At 65.8% G+C, this 22,908-nt stretch carries 21 protein-coding genes; 8 read left to right on the top strand and 13 right to left on the bottom strand.

Going from position 1 to position 22,908, the window contains the following annotated elements; genetic code table 11:
• Positions 1-160: 160 nt before the first annotated feature.
• Positions 161-1,399 (bottom strand): M20/M25/M40 family metallo-hydrolase, encoded by a 1,239-nt coding sequence (locus B2R83_RS20835; RefSeq protein WP_292044603.1) that lies wholly within the window; start codon positions 1,397-1,399, stop codon positions 161-163.
• Positions 1,399-2,634, bottom strand: a complete 1,236-nt coding sequence (locus tag B2R83_RS20830; RefSeq protein WP_292044602.1) for a urate hydroxylase PuuD — start codon at positions 2,632-2,634, stop codon at positions 1,399-1,401. Before B2R83_RS20830 ends, B2R83_RS20835 begins: the two co-directional genes overlap by 1 nt.
• A 102-nt stretch (positions 2,635-2,736) precedes the next feature.
• Here B2R83_RS20830 and B2R83_RS20825 point away from each other — a divergent pair, with 102 nt between their 5' ends.
• Entirely contained in the window at positions 2,737-3,675 is a 939-nt protein-coding gene (locus tag B2R83_RS20825) for a LysR substrate-binding domain-containing protein (RefSeq protein ID WP_292044600.1), read from the top strand.
• Between the two features lie 95 nt (positions 3,676-3,770).
• Positions 3,771-5,522 (top strand): allantoate amidohydrolase, encoded by a 1,752-nt coding sequence (locus B2R83_RS20820; RefSeq protein WP_292044598.1) that lies wholly within the window; start codon positions 3,771-3,773, stop codon positions 5,520-5,522.
• 3 nt (positions 5,523-5,525) lie between these two features.
• Here B2R83_RS20820 and B2R83_RS20815 read toward each other — a convergent pair whose 3' ends face one another.
• The 8 genes from B2R83_RS20815 to B2R83_RS20780 form a co-directional block, all read right to left on the bottom strand.
• Positions 5,526-6,020: an MgtC/SapB family protein gene (locus B2R83_RS20815; RefSeq protein WP_292044596.1), complete on the bottom strand. Its 495-nt coding sequence runs from the start codon at positions 6,018-6,020 to the stop codon at positions 5,526-5,528.
• Positions 6,021-6,087: 67 nt separating this feature from the next.
• Positions 6,088-7,326 (bottom strand): Zn-dependent hydrolase, encoded by a 1,239-nt coding sequence (locus B2R83_RS20810; RefSeq protein ID WP_292044595.1) that lies wholly within the window; start codon positions 7,324-7,326, stop codon positions 6,088-6,090.
• A 16-nt stretch (positions 7,327-7,342) separates the two neighbouring features.
• The gene (gene hydA, locus B2R83_RS20805) at positions 7,343-8,734 is read right to left on the bottom strand and encodes a dihydropyrimidinase (protein ID WP_292044593.1); all 1,392 of its coding nucleotides are present in this window, start codon (positions 8,732-8,734) and stop codon (positions 7,343-7,345) included.
• A 10-nt stretch (positions 8,735-8,744) separates the two neighbouring features.
• A complete protein-coding gene (locus B2R83_RS20800) occupies positions 8,745-10,259 on the bottom strand; it encodes an NCS1 family nucleobase:cation symporter-1 (RefSeq protein WP_292044591.1) in 1,515 nt (504 codons plus the stop codon).
• 83 nt (positions 10,260-10,342) lie between these two features.
• The gene (gene preA, locus B2R83_RS20795) at positions 10,343-11,623 is read right to left on the bottom strand and encodes an NAD-dependent dihydropyrimidine dehydrogenase subunit PreA (protein WP_292044589.1); all 1,281 of its coding nucleotides are present in this window, start codon (positions 11,621-11,623) and stop codon (positions 10,343-10,345) included.
• Positions 11,611-12,987, bottom strand: coding sequence for an NAD(P)-dependent oxidoreductase (locus B2R83_RS20790; RefSeq protein ID WP_292044587.1), 1,377 nt, complete (start codon positions 12,985-12,987; stop codon positions 11,611-11,613). The genes preA and B2R83_RS20790 overlap by 13 nt, the downstream gene beginning before the upstream one ends.
• Before the next feature lie 66 nt (positions 12,988-13,053).
• Positions 13,054-14,547 carry a CoA-acylating methylmalonate-semialdehyde dehydrogenase gene (locus B2R83_RS20785; RefSeq protein WP_292044585.1) on the bottom strand — a complete coding sequence of 498 codons (1,494 nt, stop codon included), beginning with the start codon at positions 14,545-14,547 and terminating at the stop codon, positions 13,054-13,056.
• Between the two features lie 4 nt (positions 14,548-14,551).
• The gene (locus tag B2R83_RS20780; RefSeq protein ID WP_292044583.1) at positions 14,552-15,868 is read right to left on the bottom strand and encodes an aspartate aminotransferase family protein; all 1,317 of its coding nucleotides are present in this window, start codon (positions 15,866-15,868) and stop codon (positions 14,552-14,554) included.
• A gap of 219 nt (positions 15,869-16,087) precedes the next feature.
• Between B2R83_RS20780 and B2R83_RS20775 the strand changes: the two genes are divergently transcribed.
• The 6 genes from B2R83_RS20775 (at position 16,088) to B2R83_RS20750 (ending at position 20,820) form a co-directional block, all read left to right on the top strand.
• Positions 16,088-17,518 (top strand): PLP-dependent aminotransferase family protein, encoded by a 1,431-nt coding sequence (locus tag B2R83_RS20775; RefSeq protein WP_292044582.1) that lies wholly within the window; start codon positions 16,088-16,090, stop codon positions 17,516-17,518.
• Positions 17,519-17,525: 7 nt separating this feature from the next.
• Positions 17,526-18,158, top strand: a complete 633-nt coding sequence (locus B2R83_RS20770; protein WP_292044580.1) for a TetR/AcrR family transcriptional regulator — start codon at positions 17,526-17,528, stop codon at positions 18,156-18,158.
• Positions 18,159-18,196: 38 nt separating this feature from the next.
• Positions 18,197-18,775, top strand: a complete 579-nt coding sequence (locus tag B2R83_RS20765) for a GNAT family N-acetyltransferase (protein ID WP_292044578.1) — start codon at positions 18,197-18,199, stop codon at positions 18,773-18,775.
• Between the two features lie 129 nt (positions 18,776-18,904).
• Positions 18,905-19,156, top strand: coding sequence for a hypothetical protein (locus tag B2R83_RS20760; RefSeq protein ID WP_292044576.1), 252 nt, complete (start codon positions 18,905-18,907; stop codon positions 19,154-19,156).
• A 3-nt stretch (positions 19,157-19,159) separates the two neighbouring features.
• Positions 19,160-20,050 carry a sensor histidine kinase gene (locus tag B2R83_RS20755; protein ID WP_292044573.1) on the top strand — a complete coding sequence of 297 codons (891 nt, stop codon included), beginning with the start codon at positions 19,160-19,162 and terminating at the stop codon, positions 20,048-20,050.
• Complete coding sequence (locus tag B2R83_RS20750; RefSeq protein WP_292044571.1) at positions 20,050-20,820, top strand: LytR/AlgR family response regulator transcription factor; 771 nt, start codon at positions 20,050-20,052, stop codon at positions 20,818-20,820. Before B2R83_RS20755 ends, B2R83_RS20750 begins: the two co-directional genes overlap by 1 nt.
• Positions 20,821-20,840: 20 nt before the next feature.
• Here the strand turns inward: B2R83_RS20750 and B2R83_RS20745 are convergent, their stop codons facing one another.
• The 3 genes from B2R83_RS20745 to B2R83_RS20735 all read right to left on the bottom strand — a co-directional run.
• The gene (locus B2R83_RS20745) at positions 20,841-21,512 is read right to left on the bottom strand and encodes a DUF2076 family protein (protein ID WP_292044569.1); all 672 of its coding nucleotides are present in this window, start codon (positions 21,510-21,512) and stop codon (positions 20,841-20,843) included.
• 117 nt (positions 21,513-21,629) lie between these two features.
• The gene (locus B2R83_RS20740; protein ID WP_292044567.1) at positions 21,630-22,355 is read right to left on the bottom strand and encodes a hypothetical protein; all 726 of its coding nucleotides are present in this window, start codon (positions 22,353-22,355) and stop codon (positions 21,630-21,632) included.
• Positions 22,352-22,908: hypothetical protein (locus tag B2R83_RS20735; protein ID WP_292044565.1), on the bottom strand; the 557-nt coding region annotated here is incomplete at its 5' end. The genes B2R83_RS20740 and B2R83_RS20735, both read right to left, overlap by 4 nt.

Below are 22,908 nucleotides of genomic sequence, written 5' to 3'. Positions count from 1 at the left end.
CTACCTTAACTGAACGGCATTAAGGCGCCTCCGGGCGCCTTTTTTGTAGGGTGGGCGGGTCTCCCGCCCACGCGGAGATAGTTTGCGCCGAGATCATTCGGCGCGATAACGGAGCCGGTAGCGATCACCGCGTGGGCGGACAAGCCGCACACCCTACTTTTCATTGGTCCGACAGGAAGTCCAGTAGCGTCAGCGCCACCACCTTGGTGGCCTTGCGCAGATCCTCCAGCTGAACATGCTCGTCGGCCTTCTTGGCGTTCGACGCCGAGACCGTGCGCGGCCCGGCGCCGTACATCACCGCTGGGATGCCGCGCTCGCCGTACAGGCGCGCATCCGCGTACAGCGGCGTGCCCTGGGCCGTGATCTCTTCACCGAGGATGGCGCGGCCGTGGCGCTGCAGGCTGTCCACCAGCTTGTCGGAACCGGGCAGCGGGCGCAGCGCATGCGAGAGCAGCAGGCGCCGGATCTCCAGCCGGATGCCGGGCATGCCGGCCACCGCGCCTTCGATCAGGGCGCGCACCTGCGCTTCCACCGCCACCGGGTCTTCTTCCGGGATCATGCGGCGGTCCATCTTCATGACCACCTTGCCCGGCACCACATTGGTATTGGTGCCGCCATCGATGCGGCCGACCAGCATGGTGGGCGAATCGATGCCGGGTACCTGCGACTTGATCTTCTTGAGTTCGGGCAGTTGGCCGTAGATCGCGTTCAGGATGCGGGTGGCGGCCTGCAGCGCGTCCACTGCCGTTTCCGGCATGGCGCCGTGGCCGGCCTTGCCGTGCACCGTGATCTCCAGCTGCAGGCAGGCGTTGTGGGCGGTGACGATGTTGTAGCTGAAGCCGGCCGCGATCACGTAGTCGGGGCGGGTCAGGTTCTGTTCCAGCAGCCAGCCCGGGCCGAGCAGGCCGCCGAATTCCTCGTCGTAGGTGAAGTGCAGCTCGAGCGCCCCCTTGAGCGGCAGGCCCAGCGCTTCCAGCGCGCGCACGGCGAAGACATAGGTGGCGAAGTCGCTCTTCGAGACCGCCGCGGCGCGGCCGTAGATGGCGCCGTCAACGATCTCGGCGCCGTAGGGCGATTTGGTCCAGCCCTCGCCCGGCGGCACCACGTCGCCGTGGGCGTTCAGCGCCAGCGTCGGGCCGCCCGCGCCATAGGGGCGGCGCACGATCAGGTTGGTGATGCTTTCCATGCCGTAGTCGCGCACCTGCTGCTGCGGCACCGCATGCTGCTCGGCGTTCCAGCCGTATTGCGCGAGCATCGCCGCCACCGCTTCGGCATGCGGCGCATTGTTTCCCGGCGGCGTATCGGTGGGAATGCGGATGACCTGCTGCAGGAAGCCGACCTGCTCGTCGAAGTGCTCGTCGATCCATTGCAGGAGTCGTTGCTGTGCTTGATCGTTCATCAGTGTTGTCCGGTTTTTGCGCCCGCTTCGAACCAGGCGCCGACCTGCGCCCGTTCCGCATCGGTCATGTTGGTGAGGTTCGCCAGCGGCATCGCCTTTATCTGCACGGTCTGCTGGTAGATGCGCTGCGCGTTCTGGCTCACGAGTTCGGGGGTATGCAGCATCACGCCGCTTGGGGCCGTTGCGAAGCCCGGCTGGGTCGGGTGCTGCGCGTGGCAGGACACGCAGCGCTGGTCGATGATGGTGCGCACCTGGGCGAAGCGGGCGGCGTCGTCCGCGCCGGTTTGCGCCTTGACCGCTACCGGCGCCTTGGGCGCGATGGCGAAGGCCAGGATCGCCAGGAGGGCCACGCCCGCCGCCGGATACTTCCACTCGACCCGGCCCTTGTGGCGCAGGTTGAAGAAGTGGCGGATCAGGACGCCCGCCGCCATGATCACGCCCAGCACCGCCCATGAGTATTCGTGACGGTAGGTCATCGCGTAGTGGTTGCTGATCATGATGAACAGCACCGGCAGCGTGAAGTAGTTGTTGTGGACGCTGCGCTGCTTGGCCTTGATGCCGTGGATGGGGTCCGGCTTCTCGCCGGCCATCATGGCGTTCACCATCTTGCGCTGGCCGGGAATGATCAGCATCGCCACGTTCGCCACCATCATGGTGCCGATCATCGCCCCCACGTGCAGGTAGGCGGCGCGGCCGCTGAGCAGGTGGGTGAGCACATAGCTGCTCAAGACCAGGAAGGCGAAGATGGTGAGGCCGAAGGCCAGGTCGTGCTTGCCCAGCGGGGAACGGCACAGCAGGTCGTAGACGATCCAGCCGACCACCAGGCTGGCCAGTCCAATGCCAACGGCCTGCCAGCTGGTCAAATCTGCCACGCTGCGGTCGACCATCATGGCCTGCGCGTTCAGGTAGTAGACGATGACCAGCAGCGCGAAGCCGGAGATCCAGGTGGAATAGGCTTCCCACTTGAACCAGTGGAGCTCTTTCGGCAACTCGGCGGGCGCCACCAGGTACTTTTGCGGATTGTAGAAACCGCCGCCATGCACCGCCCACAGCTCGCCGGCCACGCCCTTCCTGGCCAGCTCGGAGCCCGGCGCCGGCGGGCGGATGGTGTTGTCGAGCCAGACGAAGTAGAAGGACGCGCCGATCCAGGCGATGCCCGTGATGATGTGCAGCCAGCGCACCAGCATGTTGAACCACTCCAGGGCATACGGGCCGAGATAACCGAAACCATCCATAGAAGCGTCCTTGTCGAGTATCCCTCGACGATAACGTGATTTCAATTTCTGCAACATGAAATTTAGCGTATATTCGACATAACTGTATTGATATACGCCCCCATGGCCAGCCTGCCCCAGCATCTTGACCTGCACCTGATCCGCATCCTCTACCTGCTGCTGCAGGAGAAGAACGTCTCGCGCGTGGCGCTCAAGCTGAACCAGCCGCAGCCCTCGATCTCGGCCTCGCTGCGCAAACTGCGCGAGCTGACCGGCGATCCGCTGCTGGTGCGCGGCGCGCGCGGCATGGTGCCGACCCAGCACGGCGAGAGCCTGCTCAAGCCGGCCAAGCGCATCCTCGACGAAACCGAGAGCCTGTTCGTGCGCAAGTCGCCCTTCGTGCCGGAGGAAGCGACGCGCACCTTCCACATCGCCGCGCCCGACTACCTCGACACCCAGTTCCTGCCGAACGTGGTGGCGGCGCTGCGGCGCGGTTCGCCCAACAGCAAGGTGGTGATCCACAGCCTGGGACCGGGCCTGGACTACCTGCGCATGCTGTCCGATGGCGAGATGGACCTGGTGATCGCCAACTGGGACGAGCCGCCCGCGCACCTGCACATGTCCAAGCTGTTCGAAGACCCGATCATCTGCACCATGCGCGCCGACAGCCCGTATGCCAAGCGCACCGCGATCGATGCGATGACCGTCGAGGATTACCTGGCGCTGCCGCACGTGGCGCCCTCGCAGATGCTGCCGGGCTACCACGGCGTGATCGACGCCCACCTCGACCGCCTGGGGCTGCAGCGCAAGGTGGCGGTCGAGTCGCCCTACTTCGGCGTGATTCCCTACATGCTGACCCAGAGCGACCTGGTGCTGACCACCGGGCGCCAGTTCATCCGCTTCTACGAACGCACGCTGCCGCTCAAGAGCTTCACCGTGCCGATCAAGTTCCCGCCGATGCGCTTCTACCAGCTGTGGCACCAGCGGGTGCACCAGTCGACCGAACACAAGTGGCTGCGCGACCAGGTCAGTGCGGCGGCGCGTGCGCTGGTTGCAAAATAGACCAAAGCCGCGCAATACCCTTTATCTGACCAGGCGTATAAACGGAGGGGCTTGCAGGAACTATCATCATGGACTCTCATGAGGCGATGCGAACCATGACCACCCTGTCGGACCTGAACACCTGCCCACCCGCCGCCTTCGTCGAGGCGCTGCGCGGCATCTACGAACACTCTCCGTGGATAGCGGAGCGTGCAAGCGGCCTGCGGCCCTTCGCCAGCGCCGCCGCCCTCAAGCAGGCCTTGCAGGCGACCGTCACGCAGGCAAGCGAAGACGAGCAGCTGGCGCTGCTGCGCGCCCACCCGGAACTGGCCGGCAAGGCGGCGATCGCCGGCGAACTGACGGCGGAATCCACGGGCGAGCAGGCGGCGTCCGGCCTGAACCGCTGCAGCCCGGAGGAATACGCCGTGCTGCATGCGCTCAACGCGCAATACAAGGAGAAGTTCGGCTTCCCCTTCATCCTGGCGGTGAAGGGCCCGACGGGACGCGGCCTGACCCGCGCCGCCATCATCGAGACCTTCGCACGGCGCCTGAAGAACACGCGCGGCGACGAAATGCGCGAGTGCCTGCGCCAGGTGCACCGCATCGCCGAGATCCGTCTGAACGAGCTGCTGAAGGTGCAGCTGCTCTTCGGGCCGCAGGTGATGGACTGGGCCGAGACGCTGGGCGCGATCAGCGATAGCCCCGATGGGCTTACCTGCGCCTACATGACCCCGTCACACCAGCGCAGCGCCAGCCAGCTGCGCGACTGGATGACCGCGGCCGGCATGGACGCGCACATCGACGCGGTCGGCAACGTGGTCGGGCGCTACGCGGCGGCGCAGCCGGATGCCAAGACCCTCATCACCGGCTCGCACTACGACACCGTGCGCAATGGCGGCAAGTACGATGGCCGGCTCGGCATCCTGCTGCCCATCGCCCTGGTGCGGCACCTGCACAGACGCGGCGAACGCCTGCCCTTCCACCTCGAGGTGATCGGTTTCGCCGAAGAGGAAGGCGTGCGGTATCAATGCACCTTCCTGGGCTCAAGCGCGGTCACCGGCCGCTTCGCCCCGAGCCTGCTCGAGCAGCAGGACAGCGAGGGCACGAGCATGCGCGCGGCCTTGGCGGCGGCCGGCCACGATCCTGCGGCGATCCCCGCCATCGCACGCGATCCGGCATCGCTGCTGGGCTTTGTCGAAGTCCACATCGAGCAAGGGCCGGTGCTGCTCGAACGCGGCCTGCCGGTGGGCGTAGTGACGGCGATTGCCGGCAGCTCGCGCTACCTGGTCGAACTAACGGGCGTGGCCAGCCATGCGGGCACTACCCCGATGGGCATGCGCCGCGACGCCGCCGCCGCGGCCGCCGAGATCGTGCTGCTGGTCGAGGGGCGCTGCAGCGGGCGCGGCTCGCTGGTCGGCACGGTCGGGCAGCTCGAGGTGCCGTCCGGTTCCGTGAACGTCATCCCGGGCCAGTGCCGGCTGTCGCTCGACATCCGCGCGGCAAGCGATGAAGAGCGCCTGGCGGCGGTGGACGACATCCTCGCAGGCATTAGCGCGATCTGCGCGCGCCGCGGCATCGAGGAAAAGCTGTGGAAGCTGGTGGAGGCCGACGCCGCGCCCTGCGCGCCGCGCCTGATGGACCGGCTGGGCGCGGCCATCGAGGCCGCCGGCCTGCCGCGCTTCGAGCTGCTGTCCGGCGCCGGGCACGATGCCATGGAGATGGCCAGCATCACCGAGGTGGCGATGCTGTTCACGCGCTGCGGCAACGGCGGCATCAGCCACAATCCGCTCGAGACGATGACGGCGGACGACGCCGAGGTAGCGGGCGAAGTGCTGCTCCGCTTCCTGGGAAGCATGAGCAGGCAATAAGCTTTACTTCTTCGTCGCGCGTGTCGATTCGTCTTTCGGCGACATTTTCAGGATCGCCAGGATCACCAGTGCGAACAAGGCGCTCAGAACGGCGGTCGCTTCCCGTCCCATGCCGGCGGCAATGCCGATGGCGGCGCTCAGCCACACGCTTGCGGCCGTCGTGACGCCTTTGACGTCTTCCTTGTCGGTCTGCTTCAGGATAGCTCCGGCGCCGATGAAGCCGATGCCGGCGGTGACGCCCTGCAGCACGCGCGACAGGTCGCCGATCTCCATGCCCGCCTGCAGCGGGATCAGCACGAACAGGGCCGCGCCCAGCGACACCAGCATGTGGGTGCGCAAGCCCGCCGAGGCGCCCACCGATTCGCGCTCGTAACCGAGCATCCCGCCCAGGATGACCGCCACCAGCAGGCGCACCACGATGCGCGTAATGTCCTCGACGTTGCCGAGGTCCGAAAACTCATGCTGTATCGTCAGCCAGCTCCGCTCTACCCAATCCATCCTGCTCCTCCCGAACACATCCGGGAATGATGCCACTTAAGCAAGAACGGTGGCGTCCGGCTGACAATCACCCCACGACACCCGCCCGTTCCAGCATTGCGTGCAGCAGCACGTTGCAGCCGGCTTCCAGGTGGGCCGGCTGGGCGTCCTCGATCTCGTTGTGGCTGATGCCGTCCTTGCAGGGCACGAAGATCATGCCGGACGGCGCCACGCGGGCGGCGTAGATGGCATCGTGGCCGGCGCCCGAGACCACGTCCATGCTCGAGTAGCCCAGCTTTTCGGTGGCGGCGCGCACCGCGTTCACGCAATCCGGGTGGAAGGGGCAAGGCGGGTAATAGGACACCCGCTCGACCTCGATGGCCAGGCCGCTGTACTTGCGGGTCTTGGCCACGAAGGCCAGCATCTCCTCGTGCATGGTGTTGAGCAGCGCGTCGTTCACGTTGCGCAGGTCGATGCTGAACTTGACCTGGCCCGGGATCACGTTGCGGCTGTTCGGGAATACCTGCACCATGCCCACCGTCCCGCGTCCATAAGGCGGGTAGCGGTTCGCGATGGCGACCACTTCCTGCATGATGGACGTCGCCACCTGCAGCGCGTCGCGCCGCAGTCCCATCGGGGTCGGGCCGGCATGCGCTTCCATGCCCGTCACGGTGCAGTCGTACCAGGACAGGCCCATCACGGCCGGCACCACGCCGATCACCTTGTCCGCGTCTTCCAGCACCGGCCCCTGCTCGATGTGGGTCTCGAAATAGGCGCCGATCGGGTGCTTGCCCGGCACTTCGTCGCCCAGGTAGCCGATGCGTTCCAGCTCCTCGCGCACGCTCTTGCCTTCGGTATCGACCGCCGCATAGGCCGTCTCGAGCTTGACAGCGCCGCAGAACACGCCCGACCCCATCATCACCGGCACGAAGCGCGAGCCTTCCTCGTTGGTCCAGAAGGCGACCTCGATCGGCGCCTCGGTCTGGATGTTGCGCTCGTTCAGGGTCCGCACCACTTCCAGCCCGGCCAGCACGCCGTAGTTGCCGTCGAACTTGCCCCCGGTCGGCTGGGTGTCGACGTGGCTGCCGGTGACGATCGGCAGCGCGGACGCGTTGCGCCCTTCACGGCGCATGAAGACGTTGCCGATCTGGTCGACCGTGACTTCCAGCCCGGCCTCGCGGCCCCAGCGCACGACCAGGTCGCGGCCCTGGCGGTCCAGGTCCGTCAGGGCCAGGCGCTTGACGCCGCCCTTGTCCGTGGCGCCGATCGCGGCCAGGTCCATCAGCGACTGCCACAGGCGCTCGCCATTGATACGCAGTTCGTCCATGAGGGTCTCCTTGGGTTCAAGCCACGGTGGCGCTAAAGGCGGGACGCTCGACGTAGCGCCCTGCCCCGGCTTCGGCGCGCAATGTGCCGCGCTCGAACACCAGCTTGCCCCTGGCGACCGTATGCGTCGGGACGCCGCGCACCGTGCGGCCTTCGAAGACGTTGAAGCCGCCTTTCGAATGCTGGGTGGCGGCGGAGATCGTGCGGGTGCCGCTCGGGTCCCAGACCACGATGTCGGCGTCGGCGCCGACGGCGACCAGGCCCTTGCGCGGGTACATGTTGAAGATCTGGGCCGCGTTGGTGGAGGTCACGCGCACGAATTCCGAGGGCGTGAGCAGGCCCGTGTTCACGCCGGCGTCCCAGACCACCGCCATGCGTTCCTCGACGCCGCCGCAGCCGTTCGGGATCCTGGTGAAGTCGTCCTTGCCGGCCGCCTTCTGCTCGGCGCAGAAGGTGCAGTGGTCGGTGGCGGTGGTGTGCAGGTTCCCGCCCTGCAGGCCCTGCCACAGCGCCTGCTGGTGGTGCCGGCTGCGAAACGGCGGGCTCATCACGTGGGCGCGGGCGAACTCGGGATCGGGATGGCGGTACACGCTGTCGTCGATGACGAGGTGGCCGGCCAGCGCTTCGCCGTAGACGCGCTGCCCCTTGGCGCGCGCCCGGGTAATCGCCTCCAGCGATTCGGCGCAGGACACGTGGACGATGTAGACCGGGGTGCCGAGCACGCCCGCGATGGCGATGGCGCGGTTGGCGGCTTCGGCTTCCACTTCCGGCGGGCGCGAGAGCGGATGGGCCTCGGCGCCGCGGATGCCCTTCATTAAAAGCTCTTGCTGCAGCTGGTAGACCAGTTCGCCGTTCTCGGCGTGCACGGTCGGGATCGCGCCCAGTTCCAGCGCGCGGCGAAAGCTCCTGACCAGGGTCTCGTCATCGGCCATGATCGCATTCTTGTAGGCCATGAAGTGCTTGAAGCTGTTGACGCCGTGCTCGCGCACCAGCACGCCCATCTCCTCGTGCACCGAGGGGCCCCACCAGGTGACGGCGACGTGGAAGGTGTAGTCGCCGGCCGACTTCTCGGCCCAGCCGCGCCAGGTGTGGAAGGCCTCCAGCAGCGACTGCTTCGGGTCGGGAATCACGAAATCCATGATGGTGGTGGTGCCGCCGGCCAGGCCGGCCGCGGTGCCGCTGAAGAAGTCGTCGGCCGTGACGGTGCCCATGAAGGGCAGCTGCATGTGGGTATGGGTGTCGATCCCTCCCGGCATCACGAACTGGCCGCCGGCATCGACGATCGTCGCGCCCGCGGGCGCGTCGAGGTTCTCGCCCACGGCCGCGATCCTGTCCCCCACACACAGCACATCGGCGCGGAACGCACGGTCGGCGTTCACGACGGTACCGCCACGGATCAAGGTAGTCATGACTCTCCCTTCAGGTTGGATAGTTGTTTGCTGTGTTATTCACGGCCAGGGGCGCCGGCGCGGTGCGGCCCTTCATCATCAGTCCGTACACGATGGCCGCGATCACCACGCCGACGAACCAGGCGTAGGTATAGATGGTCTTGAAGGCCTCGCCCACGTTCGGGAAGGCGTCCGGCAGCGCCGCGTTCAGGAAGCCGGGAAGGTTGGGCAACACGCCGGCCGCGAAGGCGACGATGGCAGCCACGTTCCAGCCGCCTTTATACGAGTAGCTTCCGCCCTCGTTGTAGAGCTGGTCGACGTCGAGTTTTGTTTTGCGCACGAAGTAGTAGTCGACGATCATGATCCCGGCGATCGGTCCGAGCAGGGCCGAGTAGCCGGTCAGCCAGATGAAGATGTAGTTCTGGGTGGTCTCGAGTATCTTCCAGGGCATCATGGCGAGCGCGATGCCGGCCGTGATGTAGCCGCCGATGCGGTAGGAGATGCGTTTGGGCGACAGCGCCGAAAAATCGTAGGCCGGGCCCACCAGGTTGGCGGCCAGGTTGACGCTGGCGGTGTCGATCAGCAGGATGATGAGCGCCACCAGCACGGCGATGCCGGTCATGCGGCTGGCCACGTCGACCGGATCCCACAGGGCCTTGCCGTACAGGACGATGGTGGCCGAGGTGACGGTCACGGCCAGTGCCGCGAGCAGGCCCATCGGCAATGGCAGGCCGAGCGTCTGGCCGACCACCTGGTCGCGCTGGGTCTTGGCGAAGCGGGTGAAGTCGGGGATGTTCAGCGCCAGCGTGGCCCAGTAGCCGATCATCGCCGTCAGCGACGGCCAGAACACCGCCCAGAACAGGCCGGCCTTCGGTCCGCCCTCGACGAACGCGGAGGGCTGGCCGAGCAGCGGGCCGAAGCCGCCCACCTTGTCGTACACCCACCACAGCAGCAGGAAGCAGATCGCGATCTTCAGCGGCGCGGTATAGGTTTCGAGCTTCCTGATCGATTCCATGCCGTGCACGATGAAGTACATCTGGATCGCCCAGAAGCCCAGGAAGCAGGCCAGCTGACCGAGGTTGATGCCCAGGCCCGGCAAGTTCTCGCCGCCGATCGGGGCGCCGAGCAGCACGCCCAGCAGCGTGTAGATCATGCTGCCGCCGAACCAGGTCTGGATGCCGTACCAGCCGCAGGCGACGATCGCCCGCATCAGGGCGGGCAGCCGCGCGCCACGGGTGCCGAAAGAGGCGCGCGCCAGTACCGCGTACGGAATGCCGTACTTGGTGCCGGCGTGGCCGATCAGGAGCATTGGCAGCAGCACGATCACGTTGGCCAGGAACACCGTGAGCACCGCCTGCCAGGCCGACATCCCGCTTTCGATCAGGCTGGCCGCCAGCATGTAGGCGGGGATGCTGATCACCATGCCGACCCATAGCGCCGCGAAGTGATACCAGCGCCAGGTGCGCTGCGCGGCCGTGGTCGGGGCCAGGTCGTGGTTCCAGAGTTCGGTACTGGCGCCGGTCGGCGCGTCATGGTGCGTGGTCACGGGGGGACTCTCCTCGTCGGTTGCGAAAATGTGCGACCGAGTGTAGCGCAATCGTACTTACGGCGGTGCGGGGTTTCGTCGGTTCAAACGGCAACCGGTTCGGCCCTCGGGTTGCGCGGGTCCTGCGTCCAGTTCATATAGGGCTTGCCGGTCTCCTGCGGCACCATGGTGATGCAGGCCTCCACCGGACAGGTGATCTCGCACAGGTTGCAGCCGACGCATTCGGCATCCTTCACCTCGTAGCGGCGCGTGCCCGCATCGTCGACCAGGCGCGCGATCGCCTGGTGCGAAGTGTCTTCGCAGGCCACGTAGCACTTGCCGCACTTGATGCACTTGTCCTGGTCGATCCGTGCGATCACCTGGTAGTTCATGTCCAGATACTTCCAGTCCGTCGTGTTCTGCACCGCCTTGCGCGAGAAGGCCGCGATGTCGGGATAGCCCTTGCTGTCCATCCAGCGCGACAGGCCGTCCTTCATCTCTTCGACGATGCGGAAACCGTGCAGCATCGCGGCAGTGCACACCTGCACGCAGCCGGCGCCCAGCGCGATGAACTCGGCCGCGTCGCGCCAGTTCTGGACGCCGCCGATGCCCGAGATCGGCAAGTTGCGCGTGGCCGGGTCGCGCGCGATCTCGGCCACCATGTTCAGGGCGATCGGCTTGACCGCCGAGCCGCAGTAGCCGCCGTGGGTGCTGGCCCCGCCCACGATCGGGAATGCCACCATGCGGTCCAGGTCGAGGTGGGTGATCGAGTTGACCGTGTTAATCAAGGATACCGCGTCCGCGCCGCCGGCCAGCGCGGCGCGTGCCGGATGGCGCACGTCGGTGATGTTCGGGGTCAGCTTGACGATCACCGGCAGGCGCGTGTGCTTCTTGCACCAGGCCGTGACCATTTGCACGTAGTCCGGCACCTGCCCCACCGCGGCGCCCATGCCGCGCTCGGGCATGCCGTGCGGGCAGCCGAAGTTCAGTTCGATGCCGTCGGCGCCGGTGGCTTCGACCAGCGGCAGGATCGCCGCCCAGGGCGCTTCCTCGCAGGGTAGCATCAGCGAGACGATCAGGGCGCGGTCCGGCCAGTCCTTCTTGACCTGGGTGATCTCCCGCAGGTTGATCTCCAGGCTGCGGTCGGTGATCAGTTCGATATTATTGAAACCGATGACCTCGCGGTTCTTGCCGTAGTGGGCCGAGTAGCGCGAAGACACGTTGACCGCCGGCGGATCTTCGCCCAGGGTCTTCCACACCACGCCGCCCCACCCCGCTTCGAAGGCGCGCACGACGTTGTAGGCCTTGTCGGTCGGCGGCGCGGAGGCCAGCCAGAACGGGTTCGGGCTCTTGATGCCGCAGAAATCGATGCTCAGGTCGGCCATGCTGCCTCCGTTTTTGCTTGGATGTCTTCGTGGATGGCCATTGCGGCCAGCTTGCCGTGCTGGACCGCCTGCACCGTCAGGTCCTGCCCTGGCGCGACGCAGTCGCCGCCGGCATAGATGCCGGGCAGCGCGGTGCGGAAGCGATTGTCGATCCAGATGCGCTCGCCCTCGCGCGACAGTTCGCGCGCCAGCGGTTCGTTGAAACCTTCTTCGCTCATGCCCTGGCCGATGGCCTTGAACACGGCGTCGGCCGCGATCTCGACCAAGCCGCCGGTACGCACCAGGCGTCCCTCTTCCATGCGGGTCTGTTCGAAGCGCATGCCGGATACCCGGCCGCTTGCGTCCAGCAGCACCTCGAGCGGGGCTGCCCAGGTGCGAATACGGACAAAATTCGCCTTGGCGATCTCGATCTCGTGGCCGGTCGCGCTCATCGATTCCAGGCCGCGGCGGTAGACCAGGGTCACGTCCTCGGCGCCCAGGCGTTTGATTTGCACCGCCATGTCGATCGCGGTATTGCCGGCGCCGATGACGACCGCGCGGCGCGGCACCGGGAGCAGCGACAGGTCGCTGGCCTGGCGCAGCGCGGCGATGTAGTCGATGGCCGCCATCAGGCCGGGCGCATTTTCCCCTAGCAGGCCGAGCGCCCGGCTGGTCTGCAAACCGATGCCCAGGAAAACGGCGTCGTAGCGGGTGTGCAGTTCGGCCAAGCTCAGGTTGTCGCCGAGCCGGCGGCCGTACTCGATGTGGATGCCGCCGATCGACAGCAGAAAGTCCACCTCCTGCTGGGCAAAATCGCCCGGCAGCTTGTACTTGGCGATGCCGAATTCGTTCAGGCCGCCCGCTTTCGGACGCGCCTCGTACACGACGACGTCGTTGCCCAGCATCGCAAGGCGGTGCGCGCAGGACAGGCCGGCCGGACCGGCGCCGACCACGGCGATCACCTTGCCGGTGCTTGGTGCGCGCTGGAAGGGATGGCCCTCGAAACGGGCGTTGTCGATCGCGTAGCGCTGCAGCAGGCCGATGCGCACCGGCTCGCGCTCGGCCGGGTTGTTGCGCACGCAGGCGTGTTCGCACAGGATCTCGGTGGGACATACCCGGGCGCAGCTGCCGCCGAAGATGTTCGCCTTCAGGATGCCCGCTGCGGCCCCAGTGACGTTCCCGTCATGGATGTTCTTGATGAAGCCGGCGACATCGATGCCGGTCGGGCAGGCGTTCATGCAGGGGGCGTCGTAGCAGTACAGGCAGCGCGCCGCCTCGACGGCGGCCTGGCGCGCACTGAAGGGCGGCGCCAGGTCGGTGAACTGCGCGGCCAGCTCGCCGTTCGAGCCTGCCGCGGGTGGCAGGTGCTGGAGTGATTCGATCATGTGCATCCCTTCTTGTTGTAGGTCGACGACATGCTGCAGCCCGGTCCTGCCGGGCATTCACCACCTCTACTTCATTTGCGGGAAGGCGAACTCCGGTCCGCTGCTGGCAGTGCTGGGCCAGCGCTCCATGACCGCCTTGTGGCGCGTGTAGAAGCGCACTCCCTCCGGTCCGTAGGCATGGTGGTCGCCGAACAGGCTGCGCTTCCAGCCGCCGAAGCTGTTGAAGGCCATCGGCACCGGCAGCGGCACGTTCACGCCGACCATGCCGACCTCGATCTGGCGCACGAACTCGCGCGCCACGCCGCCGTCGCGCGTGAAGATGGCGACGCCGTTGCCGTATTCGTTGGCGTTGATGAGTTCCACCGCGCGCCCCACGTCCGGCAGGCGCACCACGCACAGCACCGGGCCGAAGATTTCTTCCTTGTAGATCGTCATGTCGGGCGTGACGTGGTCGAACAGGGTGCCGCCGACAAAAAAGCCGTTCGGGCAGCCGTCCACGCGGTAGCCGCGGCCGTCGACGACGAGCGTCGCGCCCTGCTCCACGCCCTGGCCGATCAGGCGTTCGATGCGCTCCCTGGCGGCGCTGGTGACGACCGGGCCCATCTCGGCGCCCGGCGCCATGCCGTCGTCGACCTTGAGCCTGGCGGTGCGCTCGGCCAGCGCGGCGACCAGTTTGTCGCCGGCGTCGCCGATCGCCACCGCCACCGAGATCGCCATGCAGCGCTCGCCGGCCGAGCCGTAGGCCGCGCCGATGAGCGCGTCGACCGCCATGTCCATGTCGGCGTCCGGCATCACCACCATGTGGTTCTTGGCGCCGCCCAGGGCCTGCACGCGCTTGCCCGCGGCCGAGCCCCGCGAATAGATGTATTCGGCGATCGGGGTCGAGCCCACGAAGCTGATGGCCTGGATGTCGGGATGGTCGAGCAGCGCATCGACCGCCACCTTGTCGCCCTGCACCACGTTGAACACGCCGTCCGGCAAGCCGGCTTCCTTCAGCAGCTGCGCATGCAGCAGCGAAGGCGAAGGATCGCGTTCCGAGGGTTTCAGGACGAAGGTGTTGCCGCACGCGAGGGCGACCGGGAACATCCACATCGGCACCATCACCGGGAAGTTGAAGGGCGTGATGCCGGCCACGACGCCGAGCGGCTGGCGCATCGACCAGGCGTCGATGCCGCGCGCGATCTGGTCGGTGAATTCGCCCTTGAGCATCTGCGGGATGCCGACCGCGAATTCCACCACCTCGATGCCGCGCGCGACCTCTCCCTGGGCGTCGGCGAAGGTCTTGCCGTGTTCGCGCACCACCATGGCGGCGAAATCGTCGGTGTGCTGCTGGCACAGCTGCAGGTACTTGAACAGGATGCGCGCCCGCGCCAGCGGCGGCGTGGCGGCCCAGCCTGGAAAGGCGGCGAGCGCGGCGCACACCGCGGCATCGACGTCGCGCGGCTCGGCCAGCGCCACCCGGGCGCAGGGCTCGCCGCGCGCCGGGTTATAGACATCGATCTGGCGCGTGCCCTCGGCGTGCGCCGGCTGGCCGTTGATGAAGTGCGAAATGAGATTCATGTGTCTAGTCCAGGTTTTTCAGTATGTTGGCCAGCTTGCCGAACAGCTCGTCGATGTGCTGCTTGTCCAGGATGAGCGGCGGCGACAGCGCGATGATATCGCCGGTCACGCGGATCAGGATGCCGTCGGCGAAGGCCTTCTTGAAGGCGCTGTAGGCGCGCGCACCCGGCTTGCCGGCGATGGGTTCGAGCTCGATGCCGGCCACCAGGCCGATCGAGCGCAGGTCGATCACGTGCGGCAGGCCGCGCAGCGAATGCAGCGCGTCTTCGAAATACGGCTGCAGGCTCTTGGCGTTTTCGATGATGCCCTGCTCGCGGAATACCTCGAGCGTGGCGAGCGAGGCTGCGCAGGCCAGCGGGTGGCCCGAATAGGTATAGCCGTGGAACAGCTCGATGCCGGCCGGCGCTTCCATGAAGGCGTCGTGGATGAAACGCTTGGAGAACACGGCGCCCATCGGCACCACGCCGTTGGTCAGACCCTTCGCCGTCGTCATCATGTCCGGCTCGACGCCGAAATAGTCGCTGGCGAAAGGCGTGCACAGGCGGCCGAAACCGGTGATGACTTCGTCGAAGATCAGGAGGATGCCGTGCTTGTCGCAGATCTCGCGCAGGCGCTTCAGGTAACCCTTGGGCGGCACCAGCACGCCGGTGGAGCCGGCTACCGGCTCGATGATGACGGCGGCGATGGTCGACGCGTCGTGCAGCGTGACCAGGCGTTCCAGCTCGTCGGCCAGCTCGGCGCCGACATCCGGCTCGCCGCGCGAGAAGGCGTTCTTCGACAGGTTATGCGTGTGCGGCAGGTGGTCCACGCCCGGCAGCAGCGGGCCGAAGCTCTTGCGGTTGTTGCCGATGCCGCCCACCGACAGGCCGCCGAAGCCGACGCCATGGTAGCCGCGCTCGCGGCCGATCAGGCGGGTGCGCCCGCCCTCGCCGCGCGCCTTGTGGTAGGCCAGCGCCATCTTGAGGGCGGTGTCCACCGCCTCGGAACCGGAGTTGGTATAGAACACGTGGCCGAACTTGTGGCCGGTGTACTCCATCAGCTGCTCGGCCAGGTCGAAGGCGGCCGGGTGGCCCATCTGGAAGGTGGGCGCGAAGTCGAGTTGGCCGACCATCTCGCTCACGGCCTGGGTGATGCGCGGCTGGGCATGGCCGCAGGGCACGCACCAGAGGCCGGCGGTGCCGTCGAGCACGCTGTTGCCGTCCACGTCCTTGTAGTACATCCCTTCGCTTGAGACCAACAGGCGCGGACTGGCCTTGAAGTCGCGGTTATTCGTAAAAGGCATCCAGAATGCGGACATCGAGGTGGGCCTGGACTCGTTCATGCGTCTCTCCCCCGCCATTGATTGGCGAAAAATTTTTACCAGTTGGCAAAATATTGATCAATAATAGTCAGCAAGGCAACACCGGCACAGATACACCCAGGGTAAAACCGACCAACCGTACAGGCCACATGACCTGTACAGTCCAGTGGAGTGGTGGCGATGGAAGAAGCTGTTCTGACAGAGGTTATTCCTTCTGAAACCTTGCATCCGGCGTCCAGTATGACAGCGGAAGTGGCTGCATGGCCGCTGCTCGCCATCGACCGGAAGGGGCGCGGCAGCCTGGTCGACCAGATCGTCGGGACTATCTCGACGATGGTAAACGAGCGCCAGCTCGGTGCTGGTACGAAAATGCCATCGGTTAGACAATTCGCAAAGTGCAATGGCGTCAGCACATTCACGGTGGTCGAAGCCTACGAGCGGCTGCACCAGCTGGGGCTGCTGTCCTCGCGCCGCGGTTCCGGATTCTTCGTGGCGCGCAGCCTGCCGCAGGCGCCCTGCGCCCCGAGCGCTTCGCAACCCAGCCTGCAATCGGAAATCGACGCCCTCGCCCCCGACCTGTACAGTGGGCAGGCCGAGGCGCTGCCCGTGGGCGCCGGCTGGCTGCCGCCCGAGTGGTATGGCGAAAATACCATCCTCGATGCCGTGCGCCATGCGATGAAGATCCCGGCCAGCCGCCTGCGCGGCTATGGCCACCCGCTCGGCTTTCCCGCGCTGCGCCAGTACCTCGCCACCAGCTTGTCGGGCGAACTGTTCGCCGTCGAGCCCGAGCAGATCCTGCTGACCAACGGCGCCACCCACGCCTTCGACCTGGTGCTGCGCACCCTCACGCGGCCCGGCGACGTGGTGCTGGTGGAAGACCCCGGCTACAGCAACCTGCTGTCGCTGGTGCGCCACCACGGCTGCATCCCGGTCGGCATCCCGCGCAGCGAGGCCGGGCTGGACATGGAAGAACTGGCGCGCCAGGCCGCCCTGCTGCATCCCAAGCTCATGTTCGTCAACACGGTGCTCCAGAACCCGCTCGGCACCTCGCTCTCGCAGGCCCAGGCGCACCGGCTGCTGGCGCTGGCCGAGCAGTTCGATTTCTGGCTGGTGGAAGACGACATCTACCGCGAGCTGGCTGCCCCCGGCGAGGCGTCGCTGGCGGCCATGGACGGGCTGCGCCGCGTGATCCGGGTCGGCAGCTTTTCCAAGACCCTGTCGCCGGTGCTGCGGGTGGGTTCGCTGTGCGCCTCGCATTCCCTGATACCGGAACTGCTGCGCGTGAAGATGGTGGCGGGCCTGACCACGTCCGAGATCAACGAGCGCGCGGTCTTCCACGCCACCGGCACGCGCGGCTACCGCCGCATGGTCGAGCGTTTGACCAGCCAGCTGGAGGACGCGCGCGAACGCGCCCTGGAGGCCCTGCTCCATGTGGGATTGCGCCCGCTGGCGCGGCCGCGCGGCGGCATGTTCGTCAGCGCCGGCTGGGCGGAAGCGCCGAGCGCGGCGAGAAACGGCCGCAGTATCGCCGACGCCGCATTAAGGGCCGGCATCCTGCTGGCGCCGGGCGAATTCTTCACGCAGCGCGAACCCCAGGGCATCTGGTTCCGCTTCAATGCCGCCTACGCGGCCGACCCGCAACTGCTCGACTTCCTGCGCGCACAGCGCTGAGGACACCATGGACACCCACGTCACCGACAGCGCCAGGCGGCGCGACAAGCTGGAAAGCGCCATCCTCGCCGCCGCCACCCGCCTGTTCGCCGAATGCGGCTTCGACGGCACCAGCATCGCCGCGGTCGCCGAGCGGACCGGCATCTCGAAGCAGAACCTGCTCTACTACTTCCCGACCAAGAACGGCCTGTACCAGCGCGTGCTCGACGACGTGCTCGACGACTGGCTCGAGCGCATGGCCAAGCTTGCCGATGCCGGCGGCGAGCCGGCCGACGTGCTGCGCGCCTATGTCGCCGCCAAGCTGCGCTTCTCGCGCGAGCAGCCCTGGGCCTCGCGCGTGTATGCGATGGAAGTCATCGGCGGCGCCAAGTTCTACGGCGAGCAGATCCGCGCCCGCGTGGTGCCGCTGCTGCGCCGCGACATCGAGGTCTTCGAGCGCTGGATGGCGGACGGCCGCATCGCCCGCGTGGACGCCACCCACCTGCTGTTCGCGCTGTGGGCCATGACCCAGTCCTACGCCGACTTCTCGGCCCAGATGGCGCTGGTGCTGGACAAGCCCGAACTCACCGGCAAGGACTTCGAGGATGCCGAGCGCCTGATCGGCGACCTGGTGGTGCGGGCGGTCGCCTCTACCGGCTGAGGTAGGCCGCTGCCCCGGCGCAGTGTTATCATTTCGCCATGCTCAGCTATCCCACGCCCATCCTCACCACCGAGCGCCTCACCCTGCGTCCCATGACGATGCTTGACGCTGCCGACCTGTTCGCCGTGTTCTCCGATCCCGCCGTGGTGCGCTACTGGAGCGCCGAACCGTGGACTTCGGTCGCCTTTGCCGAAAGCGCGATCGCGCGGGCCCTGGAAGCCTACCGCGAGCAGTCGGAAGTACGCTTCGGCATCGAGCTGGCCGAGACCGGCCTTCTCATCGGCACCGTCAACCTGCACCATTTCTTCCCGCAGAACCGCCGCTGCGAACTCGGCTACGCGCTCGGCAGCCCGCATTGGGGCAAGGGTTACGCCACCGAGGCGCTGGAGGTGGCGCTCGACTACGGTTTCCACGAACTGCGCCTGAACCGCGTGGAAGCCGACATCGACCCGCGCAACGGCGCCTCGGCCGCCGTGCTCGAACGCCTGGGCTTTCGCAAGGAAGGCTACATGCCGGAACGCTGGTTCATGCACGGGCAGATGGCCGACACCGTCAACTACGGGCTGCTGCGCAGCTACTGGGACGCGCGCAGCCGCGCAGCGCTCTCCCGAAAGTGATAAATACCGTCCCGCTTATCCGCCCACGCTACCGACAAACCCGGGATTTCGACCGTTCGTCGGATGACCATGGCGCTATCCGGCCCCAGGGCCTACAGTGGCGCCATCGACTCAACCGGAGGACCACGCATGAAACCCACTCGCTTCGATACGTTCATGACCGACATGAAAGACATCGCCCGCAAGGCCAACCGTGCCCTGCGCTCGGGCGCGCGCACCCTGGCGTCGCTGTCCTGGCCCTCGCTGCTGGCGGTGTCGATCGGGCTGGCGCTGATCCTGAGCATCGTGCCGCTGGCGCTCACGCTGTTCATCGCCTTCCTGCTGCTGAAAGTCGTCGCAACCGCCCTGTTCGGCCGCCGTCCGGCCCAGCTCGTGGAGTAAGTCATGACCGCCACCCCGATCAACCGCGCACTCGACTTCGTGCGCGAAGCCGTCAGCGAAGCCAGCACCCTGTGGTGGGGCTTCTTCGACTGGCTGGCCCTGGTCGAGTGGCGCAAGCTGTACGTGACCTGGTTCCTGGTGTTCGTCTTCGGCATCTCGTTCAACCTGACCGAACCGGCGGTGTGGTTCATCCTGATCTCGCTCGGCGTCAAGGTGCTGGCCGGCGGCAAGCGCCGCGCCGAGCTCACCGCCCGCGAGGCCGCCGACAAGGCCAACGTCGCCACCCTGGAGCGCCGCCTGATGGAAGCGCAAATGGCGACGCTGCAGGCCCAGGTCGAACCGCACTTCCTGTTCAACACGCTGGCCCTGATCGGCCAGCTGATCGAGACCGACCCGAAGGAAGCGGCGCGCGTGCACGCGCACCTGATCGAATACCTGCGCTCCTCGCTGCCGCAGATGCGTTCTAGCGGCGGCGGCACCCTCGGCAAGCAGGTCGAGCTGTCGCGCGCCTACCTGGCGATCATGCAGGCGCGCATGAAGGAGCGCCTGCAGGTGCGCTTCGAGGTGCCCGATTTCCTGGGCAGCTCGCCCTTCCCGCCGATGATGCTGCAGACCCTGATCGAGAATTCGATCAAGCATGGCCTGGAGCCGAAGGTGGCCGGCGGCACCATCACGGTCCGCGCCCATGTCGAAGTGGCCACGCTGCACGTGGACGTGTGCGACGACGGTGTCGGCATCGACGTGCACGCCGACGAAGGCGTGGGCCTGGCCAACATCCGCGAGCGCCTCGCCCTGCTGTACGGGAAGGATGCCGAGCTGGTGATCGAAATGCCACCTGGCGGCGGCGCCTGCGCCTCGATCCGCCTGCCTTACCGCATGACGGAGTTCGACTGATGAGCCAGAGCAGCCCCACCGCACTGATCGCCGACGATGAAGCGCCGATGCGCGACCAGTTGCGCATGCGCCTGGCGGAAACTTGGCCGGAACTGCGCATCGTGGCCGAAGCCGCCAACGGCGCCGAAGCGCTGGAGCTGGCCGAGCTGCACAAGCCCGACATCGCCTTCCTCGACATCCGCATGCCGGGCATGGGCGGCATCGACGCCGCCCGCCAGCTGTACAACCGCTGCCACATCGTGTTCGCCACCGCTTACGACCAATACGCGCTCGACGCCTTCGAACAGGGAGCGATCGACTACCTGCTCAAGCCGGTGACGCCTGCAAGGCTGCAGACCACCTGCGAACGCCTGCGCGCGCGGCTCACCAGGGCGCCGCAGGACATCGGCGCGCAGCTGGCCGAGCTGGGCACCCTGCTCAAGCAGGGCGGCGCGGCCAAGCCGAACTACCTGAAGTGGATCCAGGCCCAGGTGGGCGGCAGCCTGCGCATGGTCAGCACGCGCGAGGTCCTGTTCTTCCAGGCCGACGACAAGTACACCTGCGTGCAGACCGCGACCGCCCAGCTCCTGATCCGCAAGACGCTCAAGGAACTGGCGGACGAGCTGGACCCGGACGAGTTCTGGCGCATCCACCGCTCGACCCTGGTGCGGGTGGATGCGATCGCCGAGGTGTTCCGCGACCTGCGCGGACGCCAGATGGTCCGGCTGCGCAACTTCCCCGGCGAGCTGGAGGTGAGCCGCAATCACGGCCATCTGTTCCAGCAGATGTGATGCCCTTGGCGGCCTGGCGCTCAGCCGAACAGGCCTTCGTCGGAACCGTCGCCGTCGAAGAAGCCGCCGCTGCCTTCCGAACCGAAGTCACCACCGTCGAGCAGGCTGTCGCCCGTGCCGATGTCGTTCAGGCCGGCCTGGTCGGCCAGCGCGCTGCCCGACAAGTCGGCGCCTGACAGGTTTTCTCCTCCCAGCAGGTGGGCGCCGCCGTTTCCGTCATGGTCATGGAACAGGTTGTCCAGGCCGTGGAACAGGAAGCTGCCGGCTGCCACGCCGGCAGCGGTCGCAGCGATCGAGCCGAGCAGGCCGCCACTTCCGCCACCACGCAGGAAACCGCCCATGCCGCGGCCCATCGAGCCGGGCATGGCGTGCTGGTAGTGCATGTGGTGGGATTGCGGGTGGTTGGCGTGCCTGCGGCTGCCCCAGGAATACGGGTCGAGGAAGCCGCCGCGGCTGGTCTGTTGCTGCTGTTGTTGTTGCAGCTGGCTTTCCAGTGCGGCGATCTGGGATTTAGCGCTGTCGAGGGCTTGTTCCATCAGCAGCACACGCTGCACCAGCAGGTAGGCGGCATCGGGCTGTTGTGCGACCGCGCGCTGGATCAGCGCGTCGGCTTCGGGGTCTTTCTTGATGCCTCGGGCCTGGACGAGCTGGCCGAGGAAGTCATGTAGTTTCTGGCTATCGGATGGGCTCATGGTGATGCTCCTCATCGAAACGTGATCAGATCTGCATGTTGTGCAGATGTCAGCGATTTCAAGGTTGAAGCGTTCCATACTCCAGCGAATGAGCTGGCCTTTCTGTGCGGTCGAGCGCTAAGCGAAATGGATCGTTGTTTTATCCTTTTTTTCCAGCTCCCTTAGAACGAAGTACTGCCCCAAAGCAGCACCCACGATTTGCAAGATAGTCGCTATGCAGATTAAGGAAGGGATACTCCAAGCAAATATACTGAAGGTGGGGAAGATTTTTCTGAGGGAAAGTCCGGCCAACATCGAAATGACGAGCACGACGGACAGTATGGGTTCCAGCTTCTGGGGAATACCAGGGACATGGAATGATATCGACAACTTAAGTGAACCTATCACTTCTTCCCAGGCGATAAGCCCACGATCCGACTTGTAATGCTTGCCTAACAGTGCCCTCCCAATATTCCCCCAACGCAAACGAAAGTTCCTTAATCCCTTAATGATGTTCAAGTAGAACAAAAGAAGCGCGGCACAGAATATTACTATCCTGACCGACATATAGATCGAATCCATCCAGAGTAATGGCAAGACCAGACAAAACATCATCCATAGAACGCCAAATGCCGAGACAATATTAAACAACACCAAGTGACATACTCGGTCTTTGATGTTCATGAAAAGCACTGCCTGAAGAACCAGCACTCCTATCACAATCGGGATACTGAGATATAAGAATGATGCGGCAGCCACATCTCCCGCAAATCGGCTTGTGATAGCCCATCCACCAATGCTCGCTCCAGCCGACAAAAACGCCGAAAGGTAAATCCTGGATAGCAATTTTCTTGACATATTCATCTAGCGAACTCAGCAACTGTTTGCTTGATTTTGAAGCCTTCGTCGAGCTTATCGACGGCATAGGCGGCAATAATTAAGCCAGCGACCACCACCAGCACCGCCACAGCGACAGGCGCGGCAGCGAGACCCGCCGCAGCTCCCAGGGCTGTTACCCCTGCCATGCCGACCGCTGCGAATGCACTGCCTATGGCAGCAGTCAACCCAGCCTTTGCTATCGAAACACCAGCCCGACCCAGAAATTCGGACAAGTCTTTACTACCCTTCTCGTCAATATATACGGTATGCGCATCAACGAACACGTCGATGATTGTCCCAATAATCTGTATTTTCAGCCCTCCTTTGAGATTATCCGCTGTCGTCAGCATGATCCGGCGAACGCCGCCATACCCTGCCTTTCCTGTCCGTCCAAAACCGCCGTCAAGAAATTTACTCGCTTCGGAGCCGAGTGCCGCGCTTTTATGAATCGCTTTCGTTTTTTGCGCAAGACCTGCCGATTCAGCAAGCAAGCGCGATAAGGGTTTTCCCTTCAATACGGCTTTGTTGCGCAAATCAG

Origin of the sequence: Massilia sp. UBA6681 (assembly GCF_002454935.1) — a bacterium.
Lineage (GTDB): Bacteria > Pseudomonadota > Gammaproteobacteria > Burkholderiales > Burkholderiaceae_D > Telluria > Telluria varians.
This window is presented reverse-complemented; position numbering and strand designations above follow the sequence as displayed.

Bases quoted from the DNA above. Each gene is read 5' to 3' on its own strand.
- B2R83_RS20755 (WP_292044573.1), top strand. From the start codon at position 19,160: ATGACCGCCACCCCGATCAACCGCGCACTCGACTTCGTGCGCGAAGCC.
- B2R83_RS20750 (WP_292044571.1), top strand. From the start codon at position 20,050: ATGAGCCAGAGCAGCCCCACCGCACTGATCGCCGACGATGAAGCGCCG.
- B2R83_RS20765 (WP_292044578.1), top strand. From the start codon at position 18,197: ATGCTCAGCTATCCCACGCCCATCCTCACCACCGAGCGCCTCACCCTG.
- B2R83_RS20770 (WP_292044580.1), top strand. From the start codon at position 17,526: ATGGACACCCACGTCACCGACAGCGCCAGGCGGCGCGACAAGCTGGAA.
- B2R83_RS20740 (WP_292044567.1), bottom strand. From the start codon at position 22,355: ATGAATATGTCAAGAAAATTGCTATCCAGGATTTACCTTTCGGCGTTT.
- B2R83_RS20810 (WP_292044595.1), bottom strand. From the start codon at position 7,326: ATGGACGAACTGCGTATCAATGGCGAGCGCCTGTGGCAGTCGCTGATG.
- B2R83_RS20790 (WP_292044587.1), bottom strand. From the start codon at position 12,987: ATGATCGAATCACTCCAGCACCTGCCACCCGCGGCAGGCTCGAACGGC.
- B2R83_RS20825 (WP_292044600.1), top strand. From the start codon at position 2,737: ATGGCCAGCCTGCCCCAGCATCTTGACCTGCACCTGATCCGCATCCTC.
- hydA (WP_292044593.1), bottom strand. From the start codon at position 8,734: ATGACTACCTTGATCCGTGGCGGTACCGTCGTGAACGCCGACCGTGCG.
- B2R83_RS20835 (WP_292044603.1), bottom strand. From the start codon at position 1,399: ATGAACGATCAAGCACAGCAACGACTCCTGCAATGGATCGACGAGCAC.
- B2R83_RS20830 (WP_292044602.1), bottom strand. From the start codon at position 2,634: ATGGATGGTTTCGGTTATCTCGGCCCGTATGCCCTGGAGTGGTTCAAC.
- B2R83_RS20760 (WP_292044576.1), top strand. From the start codon at position 18,905: ATGAAACCCACTCGCTTCGATACGTTCATGACCGACATGAAAGACATC.
- B2R83_RS20745 (WP_292044569.1), bottom strand. From the start codon at position 21,512: ATGAGCCCATCCGATAGCCAGAAACTACATGACTTCCTCGGCCAGCTC.
- B2R83_RS20775 (WP_292044582.1), top strand. From the start codon at position 16,088: ATGACAGCGGAAGTGGCTGCATGGCCGCTGCTCGCCATCGACCGGAAG.
- preA (WP_292044589.1), bottom strand. From the start codon at position 11,623: ATGGCCGACCTGAGCATCGATTTCTGCGGCATCAAGAGCCCGAACCCG.
- B2R83_RS20780 (WP_292044583.1), bottom strand. From the start codon at position 15,868: ATGAACGAGTCCAGGCCCACCTCGATGTCCGCATTCTGGATGCCTTTT.
- B2R83_RS20785 (WP_292044585.1), bottom strand. From the start codon at position 14,547: ATGAATCTCATTTCGCACTTCATCAACGGCCAGCCGGCGCACGCCGAG.
- B2R83_RS20815 (WP_292044596.1), bottom strand. From the start codon at position 6,020: ATGGATTGGGTAGAGCGGAGCTGGCTGACGATACAGCATGAGTTTTCG.
- B2R83_RS20820 (WP_292044598.1), top strand. From the start codon at position 3,771: ATGACCACCCTGTCGGACCTGAACACCTGCCCACCCGCCGCCTTCGTC.